Source organism: Aureibacter tunicatorum, assembly GCF_036492635.1.
In the GTDB taxonomy this organism is placed as follows: domain Bacteria; phylum Bacteroidota; class Bacteroidia; order Cytophagales; family Cyclobacteriaceae; genus Aureibacter; species Aureibacter tunicatorum.
In genome coordinates this window covers 534,670-559,195 of the sequence record NZ_AP025305.1, presented here as the reverse complement: position 1 = coordinate 559,195, position 24,526 = coordinate 534,670, and the positions used below count along the sequence as shown (strand labels likewise).

The window sequence follows — 24,526 nt, the reverse complement described above, 5'->3', positions numbered from 1 at the left end:
GTGATCTAAAATTCCACAAATGCGTTTATCGCATTTATCCCACTGCAAAAAATGGTACAATTTAAACTCAATGATCGCTAAAGCCTAAAAATCGATCAATTCCGCCTTGTAATCCAGTCCATTAATTTCAGAACAACCTACAAACTTCACTTTTGAAAATTTCCGTGAAAGCATAATCTTATTTGCCCCTTTATATCCAACAGCATAATTCAACTGGCTTCGAGAAACGAATAGCAACAGTTCTCTTCCTCCTTTGATAATATTGGAATCATTTTTAAAAATTCCTTCCCATATCGCAGTATCAACCATTTCTCTAAACGACTGATGGTACGGTCCGCATACCAAGCTTCCTTTTTCAGAAATTTCTTCCGAAGGATGAAGTCCTACCCTAAGAATCTTCACTCCAGCACTTTGAAATATTCTCACAACCTCCTTAGTCCAACAAACAGCTTGACTTATAGTCAAGGGCTCATAGCGTCCTTTCACAAACAGTCGCTCCAAAGCAGTCCCCTGAATCACGAGCGTAGGATAAATTCTTGTCGTATCGGCCCCCAACTCTACAATCCTCTTCGCCGTGAAAATTGTTTTTTCTTTGGAATCTTCAGGCAGTCCTATCATCATTTGCAATCCAAGCTCAAAACCCTCAGCTTTGATCATATTCGCAGCAGACTCCACATCCGAAACTGAATGCCCTCTTCCCGATTTCTTCAAAACTTCAGCATCCAAGGATTGCGCTCCCAGCTCTATACTCTTGACTCCAAAACGCTTTAAAGTCTCAAGAATCTGTTTATCTATATAATCAGGGCGGGTTGAAACACGAATCCCATTTACTTCCCCGGATCGAATATACGGTTGCACTACTTTTAAATACTCGATTTGCAACTCCTTATCAATACCCGTGAAACTACCTCCAAAAAAAGCCACTTCGACTTCTTTATAATCCGACTTCATTGTCTGAAGATAGCTATCTATTATTTTTGACACTTCTTGAGGAGTTGGTTGAGAATCTTGCCCTGATATTTTTCTTTGATCGCAAAAAACACACTGATGAGGACATGCTAATTCTGGTATAAAAATCGGAATATTATAATGCCTTGTTTTCAACTTAATCACCTTGTTTTGTTATATAAAAACCATCGTGATAACGCCTGATAGATTTATTTATGATTTAATCTCGCTTTCAAATACTCGCTCATGTTTCATTTATCAATTTTATTTATTTTTATATTGAAAAAAGCGATTATCAAAAAACATAAATTCATTAACTGACCATGAGCTTAAGCGTACAAGGAGATGAATACTTCATGCAAGAAGCATTTAAAGAAGCTTTGAAAGCATATGATGCCAACGAAATTCCTGTGGGAGCCGTCATTGTATGCAATAACAAGATCATAGCAAGAGCCCACAATCAAACTGAGCAGCTAACAGACGTCACCGCACATGCGGAGATGTTGGCCATAACTGCCGCTGCGAATTATTTGGGAGCGAAATACCTCACAGACTGTTCGCTTTACGTAACGCTTGAGCCATGCGTGATGTGTGCCGGCGCTCTGAATTGGGCTCAACTCAAAAGGATTGTTTACGCTACGGAAGACCCTTCACGAGGATTCAATAGGTTGAGTGAAAATATCGTTCATCCAAAAGCGAAGATCGAAAAAGGCCCAATGCAGCAACAATGCAAAGCCTTGCTGGATGACTTTTTCAGTAAATTGCGAAAAAAATAAACCTGCGATATGCAAATAGACTTGAATTAGCTCTTTTTAATTTGATTATCTTCATTTTTTTGCATTCTTGCACGTATTAGATAGAATTGATTAAAAAATTTATTCAACCATTAAAAATTTAATAAAATGGCATTCGAATTACCACAATTACCTTACGCTTTCGACGCGTTGGAGCCTCACTTCGACGCTTTGACTATGGAAATCCACCATGACAGACATCACGCTGCTTATGTTGGCAAACTTAATGACGCGATCGCTGGAACTGATGCTGAAAACTTGTCTTTGGAAGAAATCATCAAAAACATCAGCAAATACCCTGCGGGCGTAAGAAATAATGGTGGCGGTCATTTCAACCACTCTTTGTTCTGGACTGTTCTTTCTCCAAACGGAGGAGGCGAGCCTACTGGAGCTCTAGCTGAAGCTATCAACGCTAAATTCGGATCTTTCGAAAATTTGAAAACTGAATTCAACAATGCTGCTGCTACAAGATTCGGTTCAGGTTGGGCTTGGCTTTGCGTTAAAGCTGGCGGAGAGCTTTGCGTATGCTCTACTCCAAACCAAGACAACCCATTGATGGATATCGCTGACTGCCCAGCAACTCCTATTTTAGGTCTTGATGTATGGGAGCACGCGTACTACTTGAAGTACCAAAACAAGCGTCCTGACTACATCGGTGCATTCTGGAATGTAGTTAATTGGGAAGAGGTTTCTAAAAGATTTGAAGAAGCTAAATAATCAGCTTTTAACTCGAATTCAAACCGAACTATTTTGCTACTCGAATTTCCCTACAGCTCTTTGGCTGGAAATTTGACATTGCATAATTAGTTCATCTTAATTAAATAAATCCTTAATTACAGCTTGCAGAAGGCGAATCCTATCGGATTCGCTTTTTTTATGCCATTGATTTGAATTAATGAAAACCAACTATGAATTCATCTTCTTTCAAGCTATTTTGCGATTACTAAAAATTAATTTTTCAACATATATATTTTTTCAAATTTCGTGATATTCATTATTCGTCAATTCAGAAATATTTAGCCTCAAAAAATAATATGAAAGCACCTCAAGCTCAAAAAATAGCAAAAGAATTAAATTCACATGATCATATAAGAATCGATCACTACTACTGGATGAATGACAGGGAAAATCCAGATGTCATAGAATATTTAAATCAAGAAAACGATTTCACAGAGCACACTCTAACCCACACCAAGGGTCTTCAAAAAACACTATACGACGAAATGGTCGGTCGCATCAAGCAAACTGACATGTCAGTCCCATATTTCTATCATGGCTATTACTACTTTGCCAGATACGAAGAAGGCAAAGAATACCCTATTTACAGTCGCAAAAAAGATTCATTGGACAATGATGAAGAAATCATGCTTGATGTCAATGAACTTGCTAAAGATCAAAGCTATTATCAGATTGGAGCTTATGAAGTCAGCCCAAACAACAAACTTCTCGCCTATGCGGAAGACACTGTCAGCCGAAGAATTTACGATATTAGATTCAAAAATCTAGAGACTGGCGAAATACTAGAAGACAAACTCGCCAATAATGGCACTTCATTGGCTTGGTCGAATGACAATGAGCATATATTCTATACCATCAAAGATGAAACGCTTAGAACCGCGAAAATTTACAGACATAAGCTAGGCACAGATCAAAAAAATGACGTTTTGATATTTGAAGAAAATGACGATACTTTTTACACCTTCGTCTATCAATCAAAATCTCGAAACTACATTGTCATCGGCTCTACAAGCACTATGACTTCCGAATATCAAATACTTGACGCCAACAATCCATTAGGCGAGTTTCAAATAATCCAACCCCGCACAAGAGGATTGGAATACGGCATTTATGACTACAAAGACGAGTTATTCATACTCACCAATCATGAAGCCAAGAACTTTCGTCTTATGAAAACACCCATCTCCAATCCTTCGCTGGAAAACTGGACTGAAGTGCTTGCGCATAGAGAAAATGTATTGCTGGAAGATCTTGACATCTTTGAGAACTTCATGGTTCTCTCAGAAAGAGAAAATGGCTTAACTCAATTAAGAGTGATCAGCTCTGACAACCATGTTGACTATTACATACCTTTCGAGGAAGAAGTATTCATGGCCAGCAGTTCGTTAAATCCCGAATACAATACAGACATTTTCCGATTTGGCTATGGATCTCTTACCACTCCAAGCTCTGTCTTTGACTTTGACATGAAAACCAAAGACAGAACTTTGCTGAAACAACAAGAAGTCGTTGGGGGCTACGATCCAAAAGAATATCATGCGGAGAGAAAGTACGTCACAACTAGAGATGGTGTGAAAGTTCCGCTTTCATTAGTTTATAAAAAATCATTAAAGGCGGATTCCAATGATTTATTGCTTTACGGCTACGGCTCCTATGGATCCTCAATGGACCCTTATTTCAGTTCTGCCAGATTAAGCTTACTCGACAGAGGCTTTGTATTTGCTATTGCTCATATCAGAGGCGGAGAGGAAATGGGCCGAGAATGGTATGAAAACGGCAAACTTCACAATAAGATGAATACTTTCAATGACTTCATCGACTGCGGAGACTTCTTAATTTCTGAAGGATACACTACCAAAGAAAAGCTTTACGCCATGGGAGGAAGCGCTGGAGGAATGCTTATGGGCGTTATTGTCAACGAAAGACCCGAGTTATTCAATGGAGTCGTTGCTCAAGTTCCGTTTGTCGACTGCGTCACCACAATGCTGGACGATTCAATACCTCTTACAACTGGAGAATACGATGAATGGGGGAATCCGAATGAAAAAGAATACTACGAGACGATACTCAGCTACTCTCCTTATGACAATATCAAAGAGCATGATTACCCTGCAATGCTTGTAACATCAGGCCTGCATGACAGTCAAGTCCAATACTGGGAACCCACCAAATGGGTGGCGAAACTAAGAGACCACAATACTGGATCAAAGCCAATCTTACTGATGACCAATATGGAGACTGGCCATAGTGGCGCTTCAGGAAGGTTTGAATCGTTCAAAGAAATCGCATTGGAATATGCATTCTTGATTGATCTTACGAATAAGTAATAGAAAAGGGCTGATAACAGCCCTTTTCTATTCTATTTCAATTTTTCTTCCGCCTTCTTTAATGACCTCTGTTTTCTTTGGAATAGTGATTTCCAAAATACCATCATTATAGCCGGCCTTAATCTCATCCCCCTTGATCGTATCCGGCAACGAGAATGTTCTTTTAAATGAAGAGTAATGAAATTCTTTTCTTGTAAAATTATCATCTTTCTCTTCTTTGCTTTGTTTTTTCTCAGAGGATACTGTCAGCAAATTATGATGGATTTCTATATGAAAATCATCTTTTTTCAAGCCGGGAGCGGCAACTTCCAGCACGTACTCTTCTTTATTATCCTTAACATTGACTGAAGGCAAAGTTCCCTGAGCGGAATTGCCAAAGTCAAACAAGTCTTTTCCTATCAAATTATCATAAATCGAAGGAATGTCAGACAAAAAACCGTTTCTTCTCTTGATAAGTGACATAAGCTTAAATGTTTTATTTATAAAGATTATTCCCAGTATAAAGTTTCAAAAATATTGCCGTATCGCATCCACTTGCCACTATCGTTCATAGTTTGTAATTTTATACGAAATTCAGAAAATAGAGATGGCAGCAGAAGATACTTTTTTAACACTGGCGAAAGAATCGGAAGGATTCTATAAAGAAAAAGGAAGCAAATTTATCGCATTCGCATACCCAGTAAGAAGCGAGGACGATATCAAAGAAAGACTCGACGCGCTTCGAAAAAAATATTACGACGCAAGGCATCACTGCTACGCTTGGGTGCTTGGAAGACATCAAGACAAGTTTAGAGCTAATGATGATGGAGAGCCAGGCCATTCTGCCGGGGACCCAATATTAGGCCAAATCAAATCCAATAACCTTACAAATACACTCATAGTCGTCATAAGGTACTTCGGAGGAACCAAACTAGGCGTTTCAGGCCTTATCAATGCATATAAAGTATCCGCCGCTGAAGCTATTGAAGAGAATGAAATCATTGAAGAGATCGTAAAAGAGACCTTGAACTTCTCTTTCGATTACATCAAAATGAATGACGTAATGAAAATCATCAAGGATTTTGATCTTGAAATACTAAATCAAGTTTTCGAGATGAATTGCGAATTCAGCCTATTGATTAGAGAAGCGGTAATACAAGAAGTCAAAGCAAAACTTGAAAAAATAGAAACTCTTAACTTTATAGAAGAGGAATAATCCAAAAAAAACGTAAGTCACTGAATATCAGATAAAAAAATCGACAATTACAGGTAGGTATTTTCATGGCTCAAGTGTAATACTCATATGCTATCCTCAAGATAGGATTTTAGCATTATTCACAAACACTAAGTTATTACATTACGGTTATGAAAAAGTTATTCGGTTTAGCTTCACTTCTATTGATATTCTTAACCTCATGCTCATTTGGAGAAGACACTCCGGAGTTTGGAGGAGAAGAAGCAACTATTCATTTTATACTTGACGGGATCAACAATCCAGAACACACTCCTCTTGACGTTGAGTATGAAGACTATAGAGTCGCAATCATCGATGCATCAGGTTTAGCGATATTCTATTACGAAGTCGATCTCAGAGAACCAATAGAAGGGGCTAAAATCAGTGACAAGCATACAATTGTAGTATATCATCCTGAAGTAACTTACATTGACAACTGGTACAAAATCGTACCTAAAGAAGACAAGCTATTCACTGACAAATACTTTGTGCTTACCAAAATGACAAATGTCGGCAATCCTTCTAATGGCCAAATTGATATTAAGCTTCAATCCAATGCGACAGCATTATTCATGGAAAATAGCGCAAGCGGGGGAATTGTCGAAGGCACTATCACAATTGAAAAGAATCTCTACCCAACAGCTAGTAAAGAAATTACCGTTCAAAATTGGACATACATGAACTATGATATTTTGAATGCAAAAATCGATGCGGTTTTCAATGGCGCTCCTTTGGATCAAGTAGTTACAGACTTCAGTGAAGAGAAAGGATTCAAGGCTGAAGGAAATGTTAATGAGACTGGCGTACAGTTAGAATATTTCAAATAAAAAAACCTAAGAGGTTATTAATAAATAAAGCCGCATAAGTTATATACTTATGCGGCTTTGTATTTTTTATCATTAAAGATATTATGCCTCTTCAGAATCACCACCCCCAAAAAACTTCTTTCTCAACATAGCGAAAACACCTGCAATTCCAACAATTATGAATTTCCCAAACTTCGCTAGAATAGCAAGAACTCCTGTTTTCGCCAATACTTTTCCTGCGACAAGCCCTCCAATACCATAGGCGGCAACCTTGTCAATATCAGGATTAAAATCACTGTACTTGTTGCCATCTGAAAAGTCAACGCTTGCCAAAATTCGCTCGGAATCCCTATCAACAGCCTTCAAAGCCTCAATATCTCCAATTGCGTTTAAGACCAAATAGCCTTTTCTTCCCAATATTCTGATATTATAATTTAATGTATTGATATCAGATCCTTCAAACTTTAATTCCTGAGCCCAATGCAATTTCTTGTTTTCCGCGTCGTAATATGGACTTGCCGCCCATCCTACTAATTCATATGCAGGATACCCTTGTTCTTTTCTTGACGGATTGGAATCTTCAATATCGCTTTGCATATCAGCCAACAACTCATCATAATCGATACTTTCAGCATCCTCATCATCTACATAGCCATCTTCAGCATAGGAAATCTCCACAGCATATTCAAAATCTCCAACAGGGAAGGAGCTTTCCGGGAATATCATACCCAATGTTTCCGACGGAGGATTCCCCCACAACTCGGTCAACACATGCTTGCTTTGCTCTTCATCAAGATACTTAAAACCTTCAGGCAAATTCAACTGAGCCAAACCATCTCCAATATCAACAACTCCTCTCTTAAAATTAAATGAACTATTAATACTGTCCATTACACTATTATATACAGAAAGAGTATCAATTAATTCATTTGAAGTGGTTTCATCTTGAGCTCTTAGAGAAAAAAATGAGCCTAACATTAAAATAATTAACAAGTAAATTTTCTTCATATTTCATCAATTTAAACAACGGCCACGAATATACAAATAACATGTATTAACAAAAAATATAATTATATTATTCATATTTAAATACATAAAAAAATCACTTAATTAATTATAAGTCAAAAATTAAATCATTTTAAAACATACATATAGCAATGTATTCTAATCCAAATCTATACTTTATTAACTAAAGTCCTAGCGTCAAAAATAAACGTAATTACAATATTTATAACCACAAAATAAACCTTCACAACCATTCCTTCGTAATATTTTTTGTTTAACAATTAGATCTAAATATTAAACATAATTAATCATTAAATTTGACTTCAATGAACTTTATAAAAAGAAAAGCATCACTTTTTTACTCAGTAGCATTGGCTGCATTGGTATTGTCATCATGCAAAGACGACGACAACGATATGCAACTTCCTGACAATCCTGATACGCCTAAAAGCATTTCCGAGACCGCTTCATCAACTGACAACCTGTCTCAACTCACAGAAGCTCTTAAAGCGGCTGGACTTTATGAAACGCTAAACGGAGATGGATCATTTACTGTGTTTGCGCCAATAGACGATGCCTTCAAAGCACTTTTAGATTCAAATGACGATTGGAACAATCTTGGTGATATTCCAACAGAAATCCTTGAAAACGTGCTTCTCTATCATGTATTAAACACTCAAGTAAATTCTGAAAGTCTCTTCAATGGCTACACCAATACATTAGCATCCGGACCAAACAATAATTCTCTTTCTCTTCAGATTGACATCATGAATGGAGTTAAATTCAATGGCAATGCCTCGCCAATCACAGTTGATGTAACTGCGGACAATGGTATCGTACATTTGATTGATAAAGTAATGCTGCCTAAAAATATCGTCGGCATCGCATTGGCAAACTCCGAATTCAGTTTATTAGTCGAAGCTCTTACTGACGAACGACACACAACTAACTTCGTGGAATTATTATCTTCAGACAACTTGTTTACTGTTTTCGCCCCTACAAATGCGGCATTCGAAGCACTATTAGCTTCCAATGATGATTGGAATTCCATCTCCGACATACCAATAGATGTTTTGGACGGAGTGTTAAAGTATCATGTCATCAAAGACGCCAATGTGCAATCAAGCCAATTATCGGATGGGCTGGAAGTTTCGACTGTTAGCGAAAGTGTTTTATCATTCGACCTCTCCAATGGCGCGAAAATCATTACAACAAGCGACCAAACTGTCAATATTACCGTTGTTGATATACAGACTACTAATGGTGTAATTCATGCCATAGATCAGGTGCTATTGCCTAATATGGAAAAACCTGAAGAAACTCCTTCCATATTCGGTCTTGCTTCCGCTACTGCAGATTTATCCATTCTTAAAATGGCCGTTGAAAAAGCCGGTCTTTCTCAAACATTATCCGAGGAAGGGCAATACACTGTTTTAGCCCCTACAAATGAAGCTTTTGAAAACCTATTAGCTGCTAATGACAACTGGAACAGCTTGGATGATATTCCGGTGGAAGTATTAACAAATGTATTATTATTCCATACTATTGGAGCGAAAGTAATGTCCACAGACCTGTCAAACACTTATGTGAACACATTGGCTACCGGCCCTGCGGAGAAACCTTTGTCTTTAAGAGTTTCTGTTGACGACATGGTTACTTTCAATGAAAATGCTAAACCAATAAATACAAATATCATTGCCAATAATGGAGTAGTTCACATTATCGATAAAGTAATGTTGCCTCCGAATATCGTCGGCACTGCATTATCCAACCCTGCTTTTAGTTTGCTAGTCGCTGCCTTAACAGACGAAAGACACTCTACTGACTTCGTGAGCGTATTATCAATGGATGGACCATACACTGTATTCGCTCCAACGAATGATGCATTTAAAGCATTGCTAAACTCTAATGAGAACTGGAACTCTCTTGCTGATATTCCAATCGAAACATTGGATGCCGTATTGAAATACCATGTAATTGGAGGAGCTAATGTGCAATCAAGCGAACTGACAAATGATCAAGAAATCTCGTTTTTGAATGGAGGAAAAGCAACTGTCAAGTTAGGAGATGGCGCTATGCTAAATACGAGCAGCGGACAAAATGTTGACATTATAATTACCGATGTACAAACTACCAATGGAGTCATTCACGCTGTCAATGAAGTACTATTGCCTTAACTCCCCTATTTACAATTTCAAATAACGATTATGGTCACAATCAAAATATTGTGGCCATATTTTTTTGCATAAAAAAAGCCAAGCAAATGCTTGGCTATATGTACTCCGTAGGGGATTCGAACCCCTGCTACCAGGATGAAAACCTGGCGTCCTAACCCCTAGACGAACGGAGCGAAAGTTTTTTGAAAGAGTCTTTCGATACTCTTCTTAGTAGCGGGAACAGGACTCGAACCTGTGACCTTCGGGTTATGAGCCCGACGAGCTACCAACTGCTCCATCCCGCGATGTGTACTCCGTAGGGGATTCGAACCCCTGCTACCAGGATGAAAACCTGGCGTCCTAACCCCTAGACGAACGGAGCGGAAAATTTTAATTTCCGATAGAACCAGCAAATGCTAATTCGTTAAGACGAGTACTCCGTAGGGGATTCGAACCCCTGCTACCAGGATGAAAACCTGGCGTCCTAACCCCTAGACGAACGGAGCGGAAAGTTTTGATTTCCAATTGAATCAGCGAATGCCAATTCTTGAGACGAGTACTCCGTAGGGGATTCGAACCCCTGCTACCAGGATGAAAACCTGGCGTCCTAACCCCTAGACGAACGGAGCGAAAGTTTTTTATTAAGAGTCTTTCGTACTCTTCTTAGTAGCGGGAACAGGACTCGAACCTGTGACCTTCGGGTTATGAGCCCGACGAGCTACCAACTGCTCCATCCCGCGATGTGTACTCCGTAGGGGATTCGAACCCCTGCTACCAGGATGAAAACCTGGCGTCCTAACCCCTAGACGAACGGAGCGAAAGTTTTTTATTAAGAGTCTTTCGATACTCTTCTTAGTAGCGGGAACAGGACTCGAACCTGTGACCTTCGGGTTATGAGCCCGACGAGCTACCAACTGCTCCATCCCGCGATGTGTACTCCGTAGGGGATTCGAACCCCTGCTACCAGGATGAAAACCTGGCGTCCTAACCCCTAGACGAACGGAGCGAAAGTTTTTTATTAAGAGTCTTTCGATACTCTTCTTAGTAGCGGGAACAGGACTCGAACCTGTGACCTTCGGGTTATGAGCCCGACGAGCTACCAACTGCTCCATCCCGCGATGTGTACTCCGTAGGGGATTCGAACCCCTGCTACCAGGATGAAAACCTGGCGTCCTAACCCCTAGACGAACGGAGCGAAAGTTTTTTATTAAGAGTCTTTCGATACTCTTCTTAGTAGCGGGAACAGGACTCGAACCTGTGACCTTCGGGTTATGAGCCCGACGAGCTACCAACTGCTCCATCCCGCGATGTGTACTCCGTAGGGGATTCGAACCCCTGCTACCAGGATGAAAACCTGGCGTCCTAACCCCTAGACGAACGGAGCGACTTAAGCAACCATTAACGATTTTTCCGTGTTATTATCGAATGGGACTGCAAAGGTAGGTGTATTTTCACAAAAAACAAGTACCTTTGCAAAAAAAATCATACAATATTGGAAAACGCAGAGCACAAAGCTGGGTTTGTAAGTATCATAGGAAAACCTAATGTAGGAAAGTCTACACTAATGAACGCCCTAGTTGGCGAACGCCTATCGATCATTACTTCCAAAGCGCAAACAACAAGACACAGAATCTTCGGCATACTCAATGGCGATGATTTTCAAATCGTCTATTCTGACACTCCGGGGATCATCGCTCCAAAGTACGAACTTCACAAGTCCATGATGAAGTTTGTAAATTCATCTTTGGAAGATGCCGATATGGTTCTGTTTGTCACAGATCTTTTCGAAGAATACAATGAAGAAGACGAGTCGCTCAAAAAGTTGAAGAAAGCAAAAGTCCCTGTGCTTTTGGTTCTCAATAAAATAGACTTGGCGAAAAAAGCATCGGATGTGGAAGCCAAGATAGAATATTGGAAAAGCAAAATCGATGTGGAAAAACACATCTGCATTTCCGCTTTGCATAAGACAAATACAGAAGAACTTCTTAAATTTGTCATTGACAAAATGCCTGTGCATCCTCCATATTTCCCAAAGGATGCCTTGACAGACAGACCTGAACGCTTTTTCGCTTCTGAAATCATTAGAGAAAAAATCTTTCTCAATTACAAAAAAGAAGTCCCGTACAGCACTGAAGTAGTAATCACAGAGTTCAAAGAAACCGACACGATCATCAGAATGCGGGCTGAAATTTATTGCGAAAGAAAAAGCCAAAGAGTGATACTCATTGGCAACAAAGGAGCCTCGATCAAGAAAGTCGGCATTGAGTCGCGAAAGGAATTGGAAGAATTTTTCCAAAAACAGGTGTACTTGGAAACTTATATTAAAGTTGATCCTGATTGGAGAAAAAACGATCACAAGCTTAAACGCTTCGGATACAACGAATTTTAGGATTCAACGTAAACCGTGAGATCATATAATTAAGAAACAATAAATACCAGAAAACATATATTATGGCAAATATAGTAGCTATTGTTGGACGACCTAACGTGGGGAAATCCACGCTGTTCAATAGGCTTATTGAGCAAAAAAAAGCAATCATGGACGATGAAAGCGGTGTCACCAGAGATCGCCATTACGGATATGGCGAGTGGACAGGCAAAAACTTCACGGTCATCGATACAGGAGGATATGTGGTAGGTTCTGAAGATATCTTCGAACAAGCAATCAGAGAACAAGTTAAAGAAGCCATTGAAGAAGCTACGGTAGTATTATTCATGGTGGATACTCACACTGGCTTAACAGATCTAGACAAGGATTTTGCGAATATTCTTAGAGAAATTAACAAGCCTGTAATTTTAACAGCAAACAAATCCGATAACACCAAATATATCCATGAAAGCATGGAGTTCTATGAACTCGGTATGGGTGAAGTCTTCCCTGTAGCTGCAGCAAGTGGCGCAGGAACTGGAGAACTTCTGGATCATGTGGTGACACATTTCAAAGATAATGACGATGATAACCCTGACGAAGGAGTTCCTCGTATAGCGATCTTAGGAAGACCTAATGCAGGAAAATCCTCTTTTGTCAACTTATTACTAGGCAGAGAAAGAAGTATTGTAACTGATATCGCCGGCACCACCAGAGATGCTGTGAACTCAAGATACAAAGCTTTCGGAAAAGATTTCATACTTACCGATACGGCGGGAATAAGAAAAAAGTCCAGAGTCCATGAAGACATTGAGTTCTACTCTGTGATGAGAGCCATCCAAGCGCTTCAAGACTCAGATGTATGCGTTATAATGATAGACGCTGAAAGAGGTTTCGAAGCACAAGACATGAATATTATCAACTTGGCGCACAAATATAAGCGTGGAGTTATGATAATGGTGAACAAATGGGACTTGATCGAGAAAAGCAACAATACCATGGAGCAGTTCCGTAAAGAAATCAAAGCGAAATTGGGACCTTTGGGATATATTCCGATTATATTCACATCCGTTATCAACAAACAACGCGTTTTCCAAGCAATTGAGTTGGCAATGGAGATACATGAGAATCTCAACAAACGCATCCCAACTTCGGAGCTTAACGATTTCATGCTAAGTGTTATTGAAGCATATCCACCACCGGCAGTAAAAGGAAAATACATACGAATCAAGTATGTTACTCAACTTCCGACAAAACATCCTTCAATCGCTTTCTTCTGCAACTTGCCTCAGTATATCAAAGAATCATATCAAAGATATCTTGAGAATAAATTTAGAGATCAATTTGGATTCGAAGGCGTGCCAGTGAACTTCTATTTCAGACAGAAATAACCTCAATACGAATAAATAAAAAAAGGAGATCGGCCGATCTCCTTTTTTGTTTAAAACACCAATGAACCAGAGTCATTTGAACCAAGACCTCCACCTCCCGCAGTAGCTTTAGCAGGCTCATCCGGCACGAAGCCTTTTGGCAAAGTAGCTACTTTCACATTCATTTCTGATGCTTTCAATAATATCTGGGAGAGAACCTCATGCCTTGTCTCCATTTCTTCCGCATAAGAACCTTTAACATAAGCGATGACAATCATTCGTACAGAATAAGGAGTCAAATCATATAAATTGCAATAGTATCGATCATCCCTAAGCTTCGGGTGATCGATAATCACAGATTCAATGCCTCGCTTCAAATCATGTATATTGGTCATTTCCTGACCAAACTCCAATGGCAAATAAAACTTCAACCTACGGTAGTTTCTTCGTCCTAAGTTGTCAACCTGCGAATTGGCTAAAGATGAGTTCGGCACGGAGATAACAGAGTCATTCACTGTCCTGATCAAAGTGGATCTCAAACCAATCTTTTCCACGCTTCCTTTGATTCCGTCTTTATCCGCGCTAATGAAGTCTCCGACCCTAAAAGGGCTGTCCATTAATATCATTATAGATCCAAAGAAGTTTTTAAGCGTATCTTGAGCCGCCAAGGCAAGAGCCAAACCACCAATGGAAATACCAGCTAGCAAAGTACTTACATCCACTCCCAACATCTGCAAAGTGTAAGAAACACTTACCAAGGTAATCAATATCTTTCCTGTCATCGAAAAGAATGGCATGACGCTTTTTCTCGCCTTGAAAAACCTTTTGCTATCATCTTCTCCCTGCAATGTATGGAAGGCCAACAGATCAATGATCTTGAATAAAAATACGGTGATTAATACAACCAACAAGACATCTCTGACTTCAATAATATATCTGTAGACTTCAATCGTGAAGTTGATGATCTGCAAAACGATATTGGAGAAATAAACCGCTAGTATCAGATAAAATTGAGAAATTATTGCAATTACTACTTTCTGATAAGCTTCATCCTTGTTGAATAAACTGATCACTTGTCTTGACAAGAAAACAAGCAAAGCATTGGTGATAAAAATTCCAACCAGCAATAATATCAATCCCATGAACTTCCATATAGGCTGGCCAAAGATCATCCCGCTTTTTTCAGGAAAATACTTTTGAAGAATCTCTCTGTATTTGAATGTCGCTGAAGCGCCAACAATAGGATAAGTTCTTTCGTACAAGGAGCCAATTTTTTCAACACTTGCCTCGGAATAAACCCAGTCGTCGCCTTTCTTTTCCAAATAAATCTCCGGAATAGAAGGCTCTACGATATATTTTCGCATTCTTCCCAAAGAATCAGCAAAATTAGGATCCCTGCTAATTGAGGCTAGATCAATGTACTTGCCTCTTCCATCATAGATTTGCTTCAGCTTGATAGCCAAAGCTATCTTCTCATTTTCATCTCGCGATGGAGCGTTAAGCGTTTTGGCTGCCAACTCGGGCTTGTAATTGAAATCCTGCAAAAAGATCAAATGCGACCTAACCGTCTCATACGGCGAACTCAAATCAAACTTATCGTAAAAGTCGCTCATCTCCTTTTCAGTCTTAACGACAGGAGCTCTTTTTACCACAGTCTTCTTTTTCACCTTGGTGACAACGCTGTCTTTGCCCAAAGAATCCACCTCTTCCCAAAGCTCCTCAAAATCAAACTCAGGAACAGGAGCTACAATTGGGAATAATTGCTTGTGAATTTCTGGAAGATTATCGATTGAATGCTCAGAAAACAACCAATTGGAATTAATTCGTTCCAAATATAAATCTGGGAAATCTTCGAATAAGATATAAATTCTTTCTTTGGATGTCTTATCCTTATACAAACGCTTATCTGGAATCTCCGACAAGTCAACTTCTGCTTCTTTTTTATCAATGATCTGCTTGATTTTCAAAGCATATCCGATTTTCTCTCCTTTGGTATAATCTCCGGCAATCGTAGCTGAAGCAATAGCAGGATCGAATCTATCATCCTGCAAAAAAGCTAATAAGGAAACGATGGTTTTTTGAGGGGTTCTAGTAGAGTATTTCGCATCTACCAGCTCTCCCCTGTCATAGCTCATAGCAAAGCTAGACAACAACATGCATAAGAAAAAAATTACAACTCCTGTACGATTTCTCATTGATATCGAATTTGAAGTGAAGGATAGTTTTAATTTACTGTTATCCTAACGCACAATCTTTCCAACTATTACGGCCATTTCACCTCATTTAACAAACGAAGACAAGCTCCAAGGAAATATTAGCATTTTACAATTCCATTTCAAAAACTATCTCTCAAAGATCATTTTTCATGATGATAATTATCATCTGATATAAATGGGATTATCTATAACTTATAAATGAAGCTCCCTATTTGTCACCTAACTAAAACCATTAGCTGAATTCATGATCAAAGGAAAGATATTCAACATCAAAAAATACGCAGTCAATGACGGCCCCGGAATCAGACAAACAATCTTCTTTCAAGGATGTCCTCTATCTTGTTGGTGGTGCCACAACCCAGAAAGCCAAAGCTTGATTCCTCAAAACAACAATTACAAAAAATGTTGGGATGTCAGCGTCGATGATCTTCTTGATTCAGTAGAAAAAGAAAGAATTTTCTTTGACGACAGCAATGGAGGCGTTACATGCTCAGGAGGCGAACCATTATTGCAAGCAAAATTTGTCAGTGAATTTTTGTCCCAATGCAAGGCAAGAGAGCTTCACACTTGCATAGACACCAGTGGACATGCCAGCTTGGCCAACTTAAAGCTTGTGCTTCCTCATACCGACATGTTTCTTTACGACCTTAAGTCATTGGATGAAAAGAAGCATAAAAAATATACTGGAGTTGGCATACAACGTATTGTCGACAACCTAGACTGCATTATTTCGCAGAATAAAGCCATCAACTTGAGAATCCCAATCATTCCCCAAGTAAATGACAGTTATCAAGACATTCAATATTTCATAAAATTCATAAAAGACAGACCAGCCCTGTCAAAGATCGACCTGCTAGCATTTCACAGGCTAGGGAAACACAAATACGAAAAGCTGGGAATGGAATACAAAGCAGATATTTTTCACGAACCTGAGCATTTAGACATGAAATCTATCGCAAAACTATTCGTCGACTCCGGAATCAATTGCTCAATCAACTAATTAAATCCATTATGATCAACGATAGAATCAAGAACCTTAGGGAGCAAAGTCTAAACGCTCCAAATACGATAAGCGCTGAAAGAGCTTTGCTGGTAACCGAATTTTACCAACAACAGGGAATTGGAGGTTTGTCTATTGCCATGCAAAGAGGCCTTTGCTTCAAATACATTTTTGAAAATAAAAAAATCTGCATCCTAGATGACGAACTAATCGTCGGAGAGCGAGGACCTTCCCCTAAAGCCACCCCGACTTATCCTGAAATTTGCGTCCATTCCCTAGAAGATCTAGAAACACTCCATTCAAGAGAAAAGGTATCTTTCTCAGTCAGCGATGATGTAAAGCAGACCTATCGAGATATTATTATACCATTTTGGACAGGAAGATCGCATCGAGAGCGCTTAGTCGAAAACATGACTCAAGAATGGCATGATGCTTACTCTTCGGGAATATTCACAGAATTCCAAGAGCAAAGAGCGCCAGGACACACCGTATTGGGAGATATCATATACAGAAAAGGGATGCTTGATATCATAGCGGATATAAAGCATTCGATAAAAAAACTTGATTTCTTCAATGACAATAAAGCTTATGAGAAAAGAGAAGAGCTAAATGCTATGAAGGCGACGGCTGAAGCTCTCATAAATTTCGCACACAGACACGCTGACAAACTTGAAACCTTAGCTGATTCCTGTGAAAATGAAACAAGGAAGCTTGAATTGGAGCACATGGCCAAAATTTGCAGAAGAGTTCCAGCGAACAAGCCCGAAACGTTTCATGAAGCTCTGCAATATTATTGGTTTGTTCACTTGGGTGTAATCACCGAGCTAAACCCTTGGGACGCTTTCAACCCCGGCAGATTAGACCAGCACTTATACCCATATTATAAAAAAGAACTTGAAGCGGGAACGCTAACCAAAGAAAAAGCCTATGAGTTGCTCCAAGCATTTTGGATTAAATTCAACAACCATCCGGCTCCGCCTAAAGTAGGCATCACCGCTCAAGAAAGCAGTACGTATACCGACTTTTGCTTAATCAATGTCGGAGGCCTTACCCCTGATGGCAAAGATGCCGTCAATGAAATGTCTTATATGATTTTAGATGTCGTTGCCGACATGCAAATGGTCCAACCCAGCTCAATGGTGCAAATCAGCAAGATGAATCCGGATAGATTCGTGCACCATACCATAAAAGTGGTTCGCAAAGGCTTTGGACAACCGTCGATTTTCAATACCGATGGCTTGATCAACCAGTTGCTTAGGCAAGGCAAAGATATTGTTGACGCTAGGAAAGGAGGATGTTCAGGTTGCGTTGAGACAGGTGCTTTCGGTACGGAAAAATATGGACTGACCGGCTACTTTAACTTGGCAAAGGTCTTTGAAATCACAATAAACAATGGCAGAGACCCGGTAACTGGAAGAGAAATCGGTTTGCAAACAGGCAATCCTGCCACCTTTGAATCTTTTGACGACTTGCTTGAAGCCTTCAAGAGACAAGTCAATCATTTTATTAATATCAAAATCCAAGGCAACAATATTATTGAAAGGCTTTACAGCGATTTTCTTCCTGTTCCTTTCCTATCATTGTTGGTAGAAGGGTGTATCGAAGGAGGCAAAGATTACAACAGCGGAGGAGCTAAATACAACACAAGTTACATCCAAGGCGTAGGACTTGGCTCGTTGACAGATATCATGACCTCGGTAAAATACCATATTTTTGACAATAACACTTTTACTTTTGCTGAACTGCAATCCGCATTGGAAGCTAATTGGAATGGCTTTGAAGCTATGCGCAAACAAGCAGTGCATCACACGCCTAAATATGGAAACGACGATGATTATGCCGACGAGCAAGCAATAAGCATCTTTGACATTTTCTATGACAGTGTCAACGGCAGGCCAACCTCCACAGGAGGCGTGTTTCGCATCAATATGTTGCCAACAACTTGCCATGTGTATTTTGGCAAAGTAATCGGAGCCTCTGCTGATGGAAGAAAAGCCGGCATTCCTCTTTCTGAGGGAATATCGCCTTTTCATGGTTCAGACACCAATGGACCTACAGCTGTCATCAAGTCAGCATCGAAAATCGACCACTTAAGAACAGGTGGCACTTTGCTTAATCAACGATTTTCTCCTAGCTTTTTCAAGGACGACACTTCCATTCGCCAAGTAGCCTCGCTTGTACGCTCCTACTTCAAAATGGACGGGCACCATATCCAATTCAATGTAGTAGACTCCAGAACATTGCAAAAAGCCAAAGCCAAGCCAGAAGATTATCGAGACCTCATCGTAAGAGTGGCTGGGTACTCCGACTATTTCAATGATCTTGGCGAAGAACTTCAAGACGAGATCATCAGAAGAACCGCTCACGAAGTATTCTAAAAATATTCTATTCCTATCTATTTCATCTCAACGGCCGGCATCTTGTCGGCCGTATTTTATTTCAGTTCAGAACGAAATATTTTGAAATATTTTTTCGACTCTATTTTTGCTTTCTTTAGGTGCTCAACAAAGCCGTATTAATTTTTACCACCAACTATTTCAAAAGATGAAAAAAAGAAACGTTACAACGCAAGTAATATGCATACTTGCAATTCTCATTGCGATAGCCACTCCCGCTTTCGCCAAAAAAGGAAAGAAAAAAGACAAGTCGGAGAAGCAATACTCTCCTGTTGTTATGGAGCTTAAAGCATTATATGATACTGATAAAAACTTTAGGAATATCATAGATAATGCATTGCTCAGTGCTATTCCAACTCCTGATGGCTGGTCGCCTACTCCTGAAGAATTAGCGAAATACCCTGATGACTCTTCAGAACTATTTGTTTGGCCTGAAAAGAACTTCGAAGATTTGATGGACTTTTTTCAAGCATGGAGCACATTTGTTCCAAACCCTACCAATGGTATGGAGTACTATGAGCTTTTATATGGCTTGTGCTATTACAATGTCAATGCGCTTAAATTCGTAGCAACAGAGCCCGGCTTAAGCTGGACGAAAAAATTTGTAGATGCCAGAGGCGACTTTATGGACAGCACAGCCTCTATTGATCCAACGATTATGGAGCAATGGAAAGAAGCACTAGGACCGGCTTGGAATGACTTCATTCCTCCACATGACACGACAGAAGGCTTCGAAGGATATACTACATTCAACGAATTTTTCACTCGTAATGTAAAGCCTGAGGCCAGGCCAATTTTTCAACCTGAAAACGACAACATTCTTTCGGCTCCTGCAGACGGTCTTGTCAATGTCATCAACCAAAACCTAAATACAGAATCTAGAATCCATACCAAATACAATGAATACCTCAATGTGGATCAACTGCTGGCAGGCTCCGAACATGCTTCCAAATTTATTGGAGGCACAGCAACCGCTTCCGTATTATTGCCCAATGACTATCATCATTATCATTCTCCAGCGGCCGGAACTATCGTTGAAACGAAGGCAGTGGACTATGTAGGCGGAGTGTATTTTGGCATGGATGGACAGTTTTTCACTTTTTCAAATAATGGAAACATTGGAGGATATCAATCCAACTACGGCATATTCGGAGTTTATCATAGAGGATATTACATCATCAAGACAAAACATCATGGATATATAGCTATGATACCTGTGGGCTTGGACGATATCAGCTCAATCAACTTCGAACCTAAATTCGAACCCGGAAGAATTCCTTCCAGCGGAGTTCAAGTAAAGAAAGGTGAAAAAATTGGTCATTTCGCTTATGGAGGTTCGACCGTCATTCTATTATTCGAGCCAGGAGTATTCGACGGCATCAAGCTTCAACAAGGAGTTCAATTTGGCGAATTGAATCCTTTGAACGCAGAATAACCTAAACATGCAATCAGTCTGCTTCACATGATAATATTGAGGCAGACTCTTGCTTATTCTATATTAAATTTTACTCCAACAGCCAACTTCGAAGCCCCATTTCTAACTTTTATATCATGCGTTGGATGATTGGCTATATTCGCCATTCCGGAATTAGCCTCCCATTCAAAAAACATCTTCGTATCCTTATCCAAAGGGAATTCCACTCCAAGCCCTATTGCAAGTCCAAAATCCAAACTATTGTACATGTCTTTTGTGTCCACTTTTTTTCCTTCATTCTCTCCCCTTGCCACTAATAAATAACCAACATGAAATCCTGCTTGCAGATAACCTTTCACCCCATTTCCAAAACTAAACTTTCCCATCATTGGCAAATTAACATAAGTCAATGACTCCTTTCCAGAGGTGTTGTCAGTATAAGTATAGCCTTTCTGATCAAAATGCAGCTTAGACACAAATGCCCATTTTTCATTAAAATTATATTGCCCAATAGCTCCTAGATGAAATACGCCTCTCGATTTAGCCGATCCTTCGCTGAGATAAACATTCGCGACGCCATAACCTCCTTGAAATCCTAATTCAAATGAAGGGCTAGACTGTTTGCGCCTTCTATACTTATGAATTTCATTATTGGCATTAGACAAAAAATTGCTGGAAAAAGAGTCGAAACCAATCAATGCAAAAAATATGAGTGCTAATAATCTTTTCATACAAAAAAATAAAAGTGTTTTAGTCTCTTATAATTTACAAAAACTGATACTATTTTCAATTAAAGCCAATGAAAAAATTGATGTAAAGCCATTTAAGTATCACTTTAAATAAGTTTGTTTCATATTATTTGATCAACAACCGTTAATTATTGCTAAAACTCAAGCCTCCCATATTGGCTGACAAGCTACTATTGCACTTTAGGTACTGACAATATTAAGTCGTTCCATTTTCGAATTTCTCAATCCAAAGGCTTGTTTTACAGCTCACCAGAAAATCAAACAACTCACAGACAATCAATTCCTTACAAAAACTCATTAGCGTAATTTTGTGGTGAATATAGAGATGAATTGCAAATCGAACTACACAGCACAAAGCAATTCAAGCAGTTCCCACCGATATCATCAAACTAAGCATAAACTATTACTCTAATGTCACAATCTTTATTAAGGTATTCACTTGTAATAACAATGTTTGCACTGAGTCTATATGAATGTTGGTCTCAAGAAACAATACTACTCACAGCCAAAGTAATTGATAAAAACACAAAAGAACCCATACCTTTCGCCAATGTATATGTAGAAAAAGACCCATTGTATGGAGTCGAATCAAGTCCAGATGGAGAAGTCGCTTTGCTTCTTCCTAAAGAATGGAGCTCAGCTACAATCTCTGTGTCTTCCATCGGTTATCAAATACAAAACTTCGATTGCAAAACGCCTTTTTCATCCATGGTTTTCGAATTGGAAGAAGACGTCACCAAGCTTGACGCAGTAGTCTTCAAAGCCGGAGAGAATCCTGCCTATAATATCATTCGAAAAGCCTCAAAGCAAAGAGGTCAAATAACTGAAAAAGGAGTTAACAGCTACACTAGCACATCCCTAAACAGCATAGACTTGTCTATGGATCCTGCTAAAGCCAAAAAACTAAAATTCATTCATGACGCCGCTGAATTTGTCGCCAAAAATGATTCTTCAACTTGCAACCTTATTCCCCTAGTTCACTGCGAAGCTATAATGAATAATTATGCTAAAGGGGAAAAACGAAAGAGCAAACCCGTCAACGAACAGTTCAAAGCCATCGGCATAGATCGCTCCGATGAGATTGTGAGAATTATAACAGAAAGCCCTTTTCATAGTGGAGATCTTAACGACAACAATATTATGCTGCTTGACAAAGGCATTCCATCTCCATTGTCAAGCTTTTGGAGAGTGAACTACAAACTTTGGCTTATGGACAGCTTGAACCACCAAGGCAGAGAAACCTACCTCATCGAAGTGGAGCCACGAATAAAAGGAAGTTTGGCTTTTGAAGGCCAATTATGGATTGACAAAGAAGATAATGCACTGGTAAAAGCGGACTTGGAATTGGCAAAAAGCGCGAATGTCAATTTCATCAGCCAAATGAATGTTGTTCAAAATATGGAACGCCAGCCTTCAGGCATTTGGACAAAAAAGTATTTTCATATCCAATACAACGTTTCGGAATTTTTCGACGGATTTCCAGCGGTATTATTAGACTATAAATATCATTACAATGATTACAAGCTTCAAGCGGAAATAGCTTCATCGGTTTTTGAAAAAAGATTTGAAATAAAAACAGAAGACGAAAATAACATAGATCCTGAAGAATGGGAAACAGCCAAAAGTGAGTACATCAATTATGACAGTTTGAAACCAATATCCAACCAAACTTTCCAAATGATAGACTCCATCAATGAAATCAAATCCGTCAAGCGTTTTACCAACTTATTGCGCTTTGGGATGAACGCGTATACCAATGGAAAAAATATCGCATGGGGAAAGCATCAAGACGCGATAGCTTATAACAATATCGAAGGTTTTCGTCTTGGTCTTGGAGGACGTATAAACACCTCTGACCGCAAACTACTCTTAATCCCTAATATTGCCTACGGATTTGACGATCAAAAATGGAAGCACGATGTTAAAATGTACTATAATATCAATCCGGAAAAAGCACATTACATAGGTTTCGAAACGATGAATGAGCTTATGCCTTTAGGCTTGCTCGAGCTTGAAACAGGCGTGAACCCATTTGCCCGATCTTTAGCCAGATGGGGAGACTTGCAAAGTAAAAATCCATACTATCGCCAACTGTACCGATTTACTTGGTCTACTTTTCATACATCCAACCTTCGTCTGCAAATGGACTTGTCCAAAGACGATCTCAAAATCTGGAATTATGATACCAGACAAAAAAATATTAACGAAAATACAAATAAGATTTTAGGGATAGACGCTCCATTGCAAACCTATGAAGCACGTCTAAAGCTCATGTACACCAAACATGATAAAATATTGCTGAATAAAAACAACGAATTAAAACTCGTTCCTCCCTTAAATAAACCTGTATTTGAAACCAGTATTTCAGCTGGCTACTTCCAAGATTTGAATGCGAACAACAGTTGGGTTCCTTATGGAAAAGCATCATTCAAAGCGAGACAAATGTTCATTCCACTCCTAGGGATCGGATCTTTTTCCTACTGGATAAACGGAGGCTATACATTCACGGAAGCTCCTTACCAACTTCTTCATATTCACCAAGGAGCTGAATCAATTCTTGCCGTGGACGGAACAATACGCGGTATGAACGAATTCGAATTTGTCAGCGACTATTATCTAGAAACCCGTTTGGAACATTACTTTGAAGGAAGGCTCGCTAGCGCTATCCCCGGCCTCAGACAATTGAATAGATGGACAGGAGCTAGATTTGTGCTATTTAGCGATATAGTCTGGGGAGGGATGACCGAGAAAAACAAACGATACAATGCTCAATTACTCGGCACGCCTGTGGTTGGCGATGATGGAATCCAAAGATTCAACACACTTGACCCTAGCATGCCATTTGTTGGCCTTGGTTTCGGAATTGAAAACATATTCAGGTTTTTCCGTGTAGATGTCTCACGCCGTATGAATTACAATGAGGTTAGTTATTCAACAAATCCTTGGAGCATAAGACTATCGGCAAAGATCAAATTTTGATAAAAAAATAAGGCTACCAATAAAGTAGCCTCATTTTTTAATATTGT

Annotated in this window: 17 protein-coding genes and 13 tRNA genes; 12 read left to right on the top strand and 18 right to left on the bottom strand. The window is 39.3% G+C overall.

Annotation, left to right across the window (positions count from 1 at the left end; translation table 11 throughout):
• Positions 1 to 84: 84 nt before the first annotated feature.
• Complete coding sequence (locus AABK36_RS02270) at positions 85 to 1,113, bottom strand: elongator complex protein 3 (protein WP_309937406.1); 1,029 nt, start codon at positions 1,111 to 1,113, stop codon at positions 85 to 87.
• Between the two features lie 158 nt (positions 1,114 to 1,271).
• Between AABK36_RS02270 and AABK36_RS02265 the strand changes: the two genes are divergently transcribed.
• From AABK36_RS02265 to AABK36_RS02255, 3 genes are all read left to right on the top strand, one after another.
• Positions 1,272 to 1,724, top strand: coding sequence for a nucleoside deaminase (locus AABK36_RS02265; protein WP_309937405.1), 453 nt, complete (start codon positions 1,272 to 1,274; stop codon positions 1,722 to 1,724).
• 126 nt (positions 1,725 to 1,850) lie between these two features.
• Positions 1,851 to 2,459 (top strand): superoxide dismutase, encoded by a 609-nt coding sequence (locus AABK36_RS02260; RefSeq protein WP_309937404.1) that lies wholly within the window; start codon positions 1,851 to 1,853, stop codon positions 2,457 to 2,459.
• A 317-nt stretch (positions 2,460 to 2,776) separates the two neighbouring features.
• Positions 2,777 to 4,807, top strand: coding sequence for a S9 family peptidase (locus AABK36_RS02255; protein ID WP_309937403.1), 2,031 nt, complete (start codon positions 2,777 to 2,779; stop codon positions 4,805 to 4,807).
• A 27-nt stretch (positions 4,808 to 4,834) separates the two neighbouring features.
• Here AABK36_RS02255 and AABK36_RS02250 read toward each other — a convergent pair whose 3' ends face one another.
• A complete protein-coding gene (locus AABK36_RS02250) occupies positions 4,835 to 5,269 on the bottom strand; it encodes an Hsp20/alpha crystallin family protein (RefSeq protein ID WP_309937402.1) in 435 nt (144 codons plus the stop codon).
• A gap of 124 nt (positions 5,270 to 5,393) precedes the next feature.
• Between AABK36_RS02250 and AABK36_RS02245 the strand changes: the two genes are divergently transcribed.
• Together AABK36_RS02245 and AABK36_RS02240 are read left to right on the top strand one after the other, a co-directional pair.
• The gene (locus AABK36_RS02245; RefSeq protein ID WP_309937401.1) at positions 5,394 to 6,002 is read left to right on the top strand and encodes an IMPACT family protein; all 609 of its coding nucleotides are present in this window, start codon (positions 5,394 to 5,396) and stop codon (positions 6,000 to 6,002) included.
• Between the two features lie 149 nt (positions 6,003 to 6,151).
• Positions 6,152 to 6,847, top strand: coding sequence for a hypothetical protein (locus AABK36_RS02240; protein ID WP_309937400.1), 696 nt, complete (start codon positions 6,152 to 6,154; stop codon positions 6,845 to 6,847).
• 81 nt (positions 6,848 to 6,928) lie between these two features.
• Here AABK36_RS02240 and AABK36_RS02235 read toward each other — a convergent pair whose 3' ends face one another.
• A complete protein-coding gene (locus tag AABK36_RS02235) occupies positions 6,929 to 7,834 on the bottom strand; it encodes a DUF2167 domain-containing protein (RefSeq protein ID WP_309937399.1) in 906 nt (301 codons plus the stop codon).
• Positions 7,835 to 8,157: 323 nt separating this feature from the next.
• Between AABK36_RS02235 and AABK36_RS02230 the strand changes: the two genes are divergently transcribed.
• Positions 8,158 to 10,008, top strand: a complete 1,851-nt coding sequence (locus tag AABK36_RS02230; protein WP_309937398.1) for a fasciclin domain-containing protein — start codon at positions 8,158 to 8,160, stop codon at positions 10,006 to 10,008.
• 101 nt (positions 10,009 to 10,109) lie between these two features.
• Here AABK36_RS02230 and AABK36_RS02225 read toward each other — a convergent pair.
• The 13 genes from AABK36_RS02225 to AABK36_RS02165 all read right to left on the bottom strand — a co-directional run bounded on the left by AABK36_RS02225 (position 10,110) and on the right by AABK36_RS02165 (position 11,371).
• Positions 10,110 to 10,181 (bottom strand) — tRNA-Glu (locus tag AABK36_RS02225).
• Between the two features lie 38 nt (positions 10,182 to 10,219).
• Positions 10,220 to 10,292 (bottom strand) — tRNA-Met (locus AABK36_RS02220).
• A 5-nt stretch (positions 10,293 to 10,297) separates the two neighbouring features.
• Positions 10,298 to 10,369, bottom strand: a tRNA-Glu gene (locus tag AABK36_RS02215).
• 52 nt (positions 10,370 to 10,421) lie between these two features.
• Positions 10,422 to 10,493 (bottom strand) — tRNA-Glu (locus AABK36_RS02210).
• A 51-nt stretch (positions 10,494 to 10,544) separates the two neighbouring features.
• Positions 10,545 to 10,616 (bottom strand) — tRNA-Glu (locus AABK36_RS02205).
• Between the two features lie 38 nt (positions 10,617 to 10,654).
• A tRNA-Met gene (locus AABK36_RS02200) sits at positions 10,655 to 10,727 on the bottom strand.
• A gap of 5 nt (positions 10,728 to 10,732) precedes the next feature.
• Positions 10,733 to 10,804, bottom strand: a tRNA-Glu gene (locus AABK36_RS02195).
• A gap of 39 nt (positions 10,805 to 10,843) precedes the next feature.
• A tRNA-Met gene (locus tag AABK36_RS02190) sits at positions 10,844 to 10,916 on the bottom strand.
• 5 nt (positions 10,917 to 10,921) lie between these two features.
• Positions 10,922 to 10,993 (bottom strand) — tRNA-Glu (locus AABK36_RS02185).
• Positions 10,994 to 11,032: 39 nt separating this feature from the next.
• Positions 11,033 to 11,105, bottom strand: a tRNA-Met gene (locus AABK36_RS02180).
• 5 nt (positions 11,106 to 11,110) lie between these two features.
• A tRNA-Glu gene (locus AABK36_RS02175) sits at positions 11,111 to 11,182 on the bottom strand.
• 39 nt (positions 11,183 to 11,221) lie between these two features.
• Positions 11,222 to 11,294 (bottom strand) — tRNA-Met (locus tag AABK36_RS02170).
• 5 nt (positions 11,295 to 11,299) lie between these two features.
• Positions 11,300 to 11,371: transfer RNA gene (locus AABK36_RS02165), tRNA-Glu, on the bottom strand.
• 108 nt (positions 11,372 to 11,479) lie between these two features.
• On the opposite strand from AABK36_RS02165, the gene era reads away from it, so the two are divergent.
• Both era and der read left to right on the top strand, forming a co-directional pair.
• The gene (gene era, locus AABK36_RS02160; RefSeq protein ID WP_309937397.1) at positions 11,480 to 12,376 is read left to right on the top strand and encodes a GTPase Era; all 897 of its coding nucleotides are present in this window, start codon (positions 11,480 to 11,482) and stop codon (positions 12,374 to 12,376) included.
• A gap of 62 nt (positions 12,377 to 12,438) precedes the next feature.
• The gene (der, locus tag AABK36_RS02155; RefSeq protein WP_309937396.1) at positions 12,439 to 13,746 is read left to right on the top strand and encodes a ribosome biogenesis GTPase Der; all 1,308 of its coding nucleotides are present in this window, start codon (positions 12,439 to 12,441) and stop codon (positions 13,744 to 13,746) included.
• A gap of 50 nt (positions 13,747 to 13,796) precedes the next feature.
• Here the strand turns inward: der and AABK36_RS02150 are convergent, their stop codons facing one another.
• Positions 13,797 to 15,920 carry a mechanosensitive ion channel family protein gene (locus AABK36_RS02150; RefSeq protein ID WP_309937395.1) on the bottom strand — a complete coding sequence of 708 codons (2,124 nt, stop codon included), beginning with the start codon at positions 15,918 to 15,920 and terminating at the stop codon, positions 13,797 to 13,799.
• Between the two features lie 265 nt (positions 15,921 to 16,185).
• On the opposite strand from AABK36_RS02150, the gene AABK36_RS02145 reads away from it, so the two are divergent.
• The 3 genes from AABK36_RS02145 to AABK36_RS02135 all read left to right on the top strand — a co-directional run bounded on the left by AABK36_RS02145 (position 16,186) and on the right by AABK36_RS02135 (position 20,772).
• Positions 16,186 to 16,941 (top strand): glycyl-radical enzyme activating protein, encoded by a 756-nt coding sequence (locus AABK36_RS02145; protein WP_309937394.1) that lies wholly within the window; start codon positions 16,186 to 16,188, stop codon positions 16,939 to 16,941.
• An 11-nt stretch (positions 16,942 to 16,952) separates the two neighbouring features.
• Complete coding sequence (gene hypD, locus AABK36_RS02140) at positions 16,953 to 19,319, top strand: trans-4-hydroxy-L-proline dehydratase (RefSeq protein WP_309937393.1); 2,367 nt, start codon at positions 16,953 to 16,955, stop codon at positions 19,317 to 19,319.
• A gap of 166 nt (positions 19,320 to 19,485) precedes the next feature.
• The gene (locus AABK36_RS02135; protein WP_309937392.1) at positions 19,486 to 20,772 is read left to right on the top strand and encodes a phosphatidylserine decarboxylase; all 1,287 of its coding nucleotides are present in this window, start codon (positions 19,486 to 19,488) and stop codon (positions 20,770 to 20,772) included.
• A 53-nt stretch (positions 20,773 to 20,825) separates the two neighbouring features.
• Here the strand turns inward: AABK36_RS02135 and AABK36_RS02130 are convergent, their stop codons facing one another.
• The gene (locus tag AABK36_RS02130) at positions 20,826 to 21,482 is read right to left on the bottom strand and encodes a porin family protein (RefSeq protein ID WP_309937391.1); all 657 of its coding nucleotides are present in this window, start codon (positions 21,480 to 21,482) and stop codon (positions 20,826 to 20,828) included.
• Between the two features lie 429 nt (positions 21,483 to 21,911).
• On the opposite strand from AABK36_RS02130, the gene AABK36_RS02125 reads away from it, so the two are divergent.
• Positions 21,912 to 24,479, top strand: coding sequence for a DUF5686 family protein (locus tag AABK36_RS02125; RefSeq protein WP_309937390.1), 2,568 nt, complete (start codon positions 21,912 to 21,914; stop codon positions 24,477 to 24,479).
• The last annotated feature ends 47 nt before the right edge of the window (positions 24,480 to 24,526 follow it).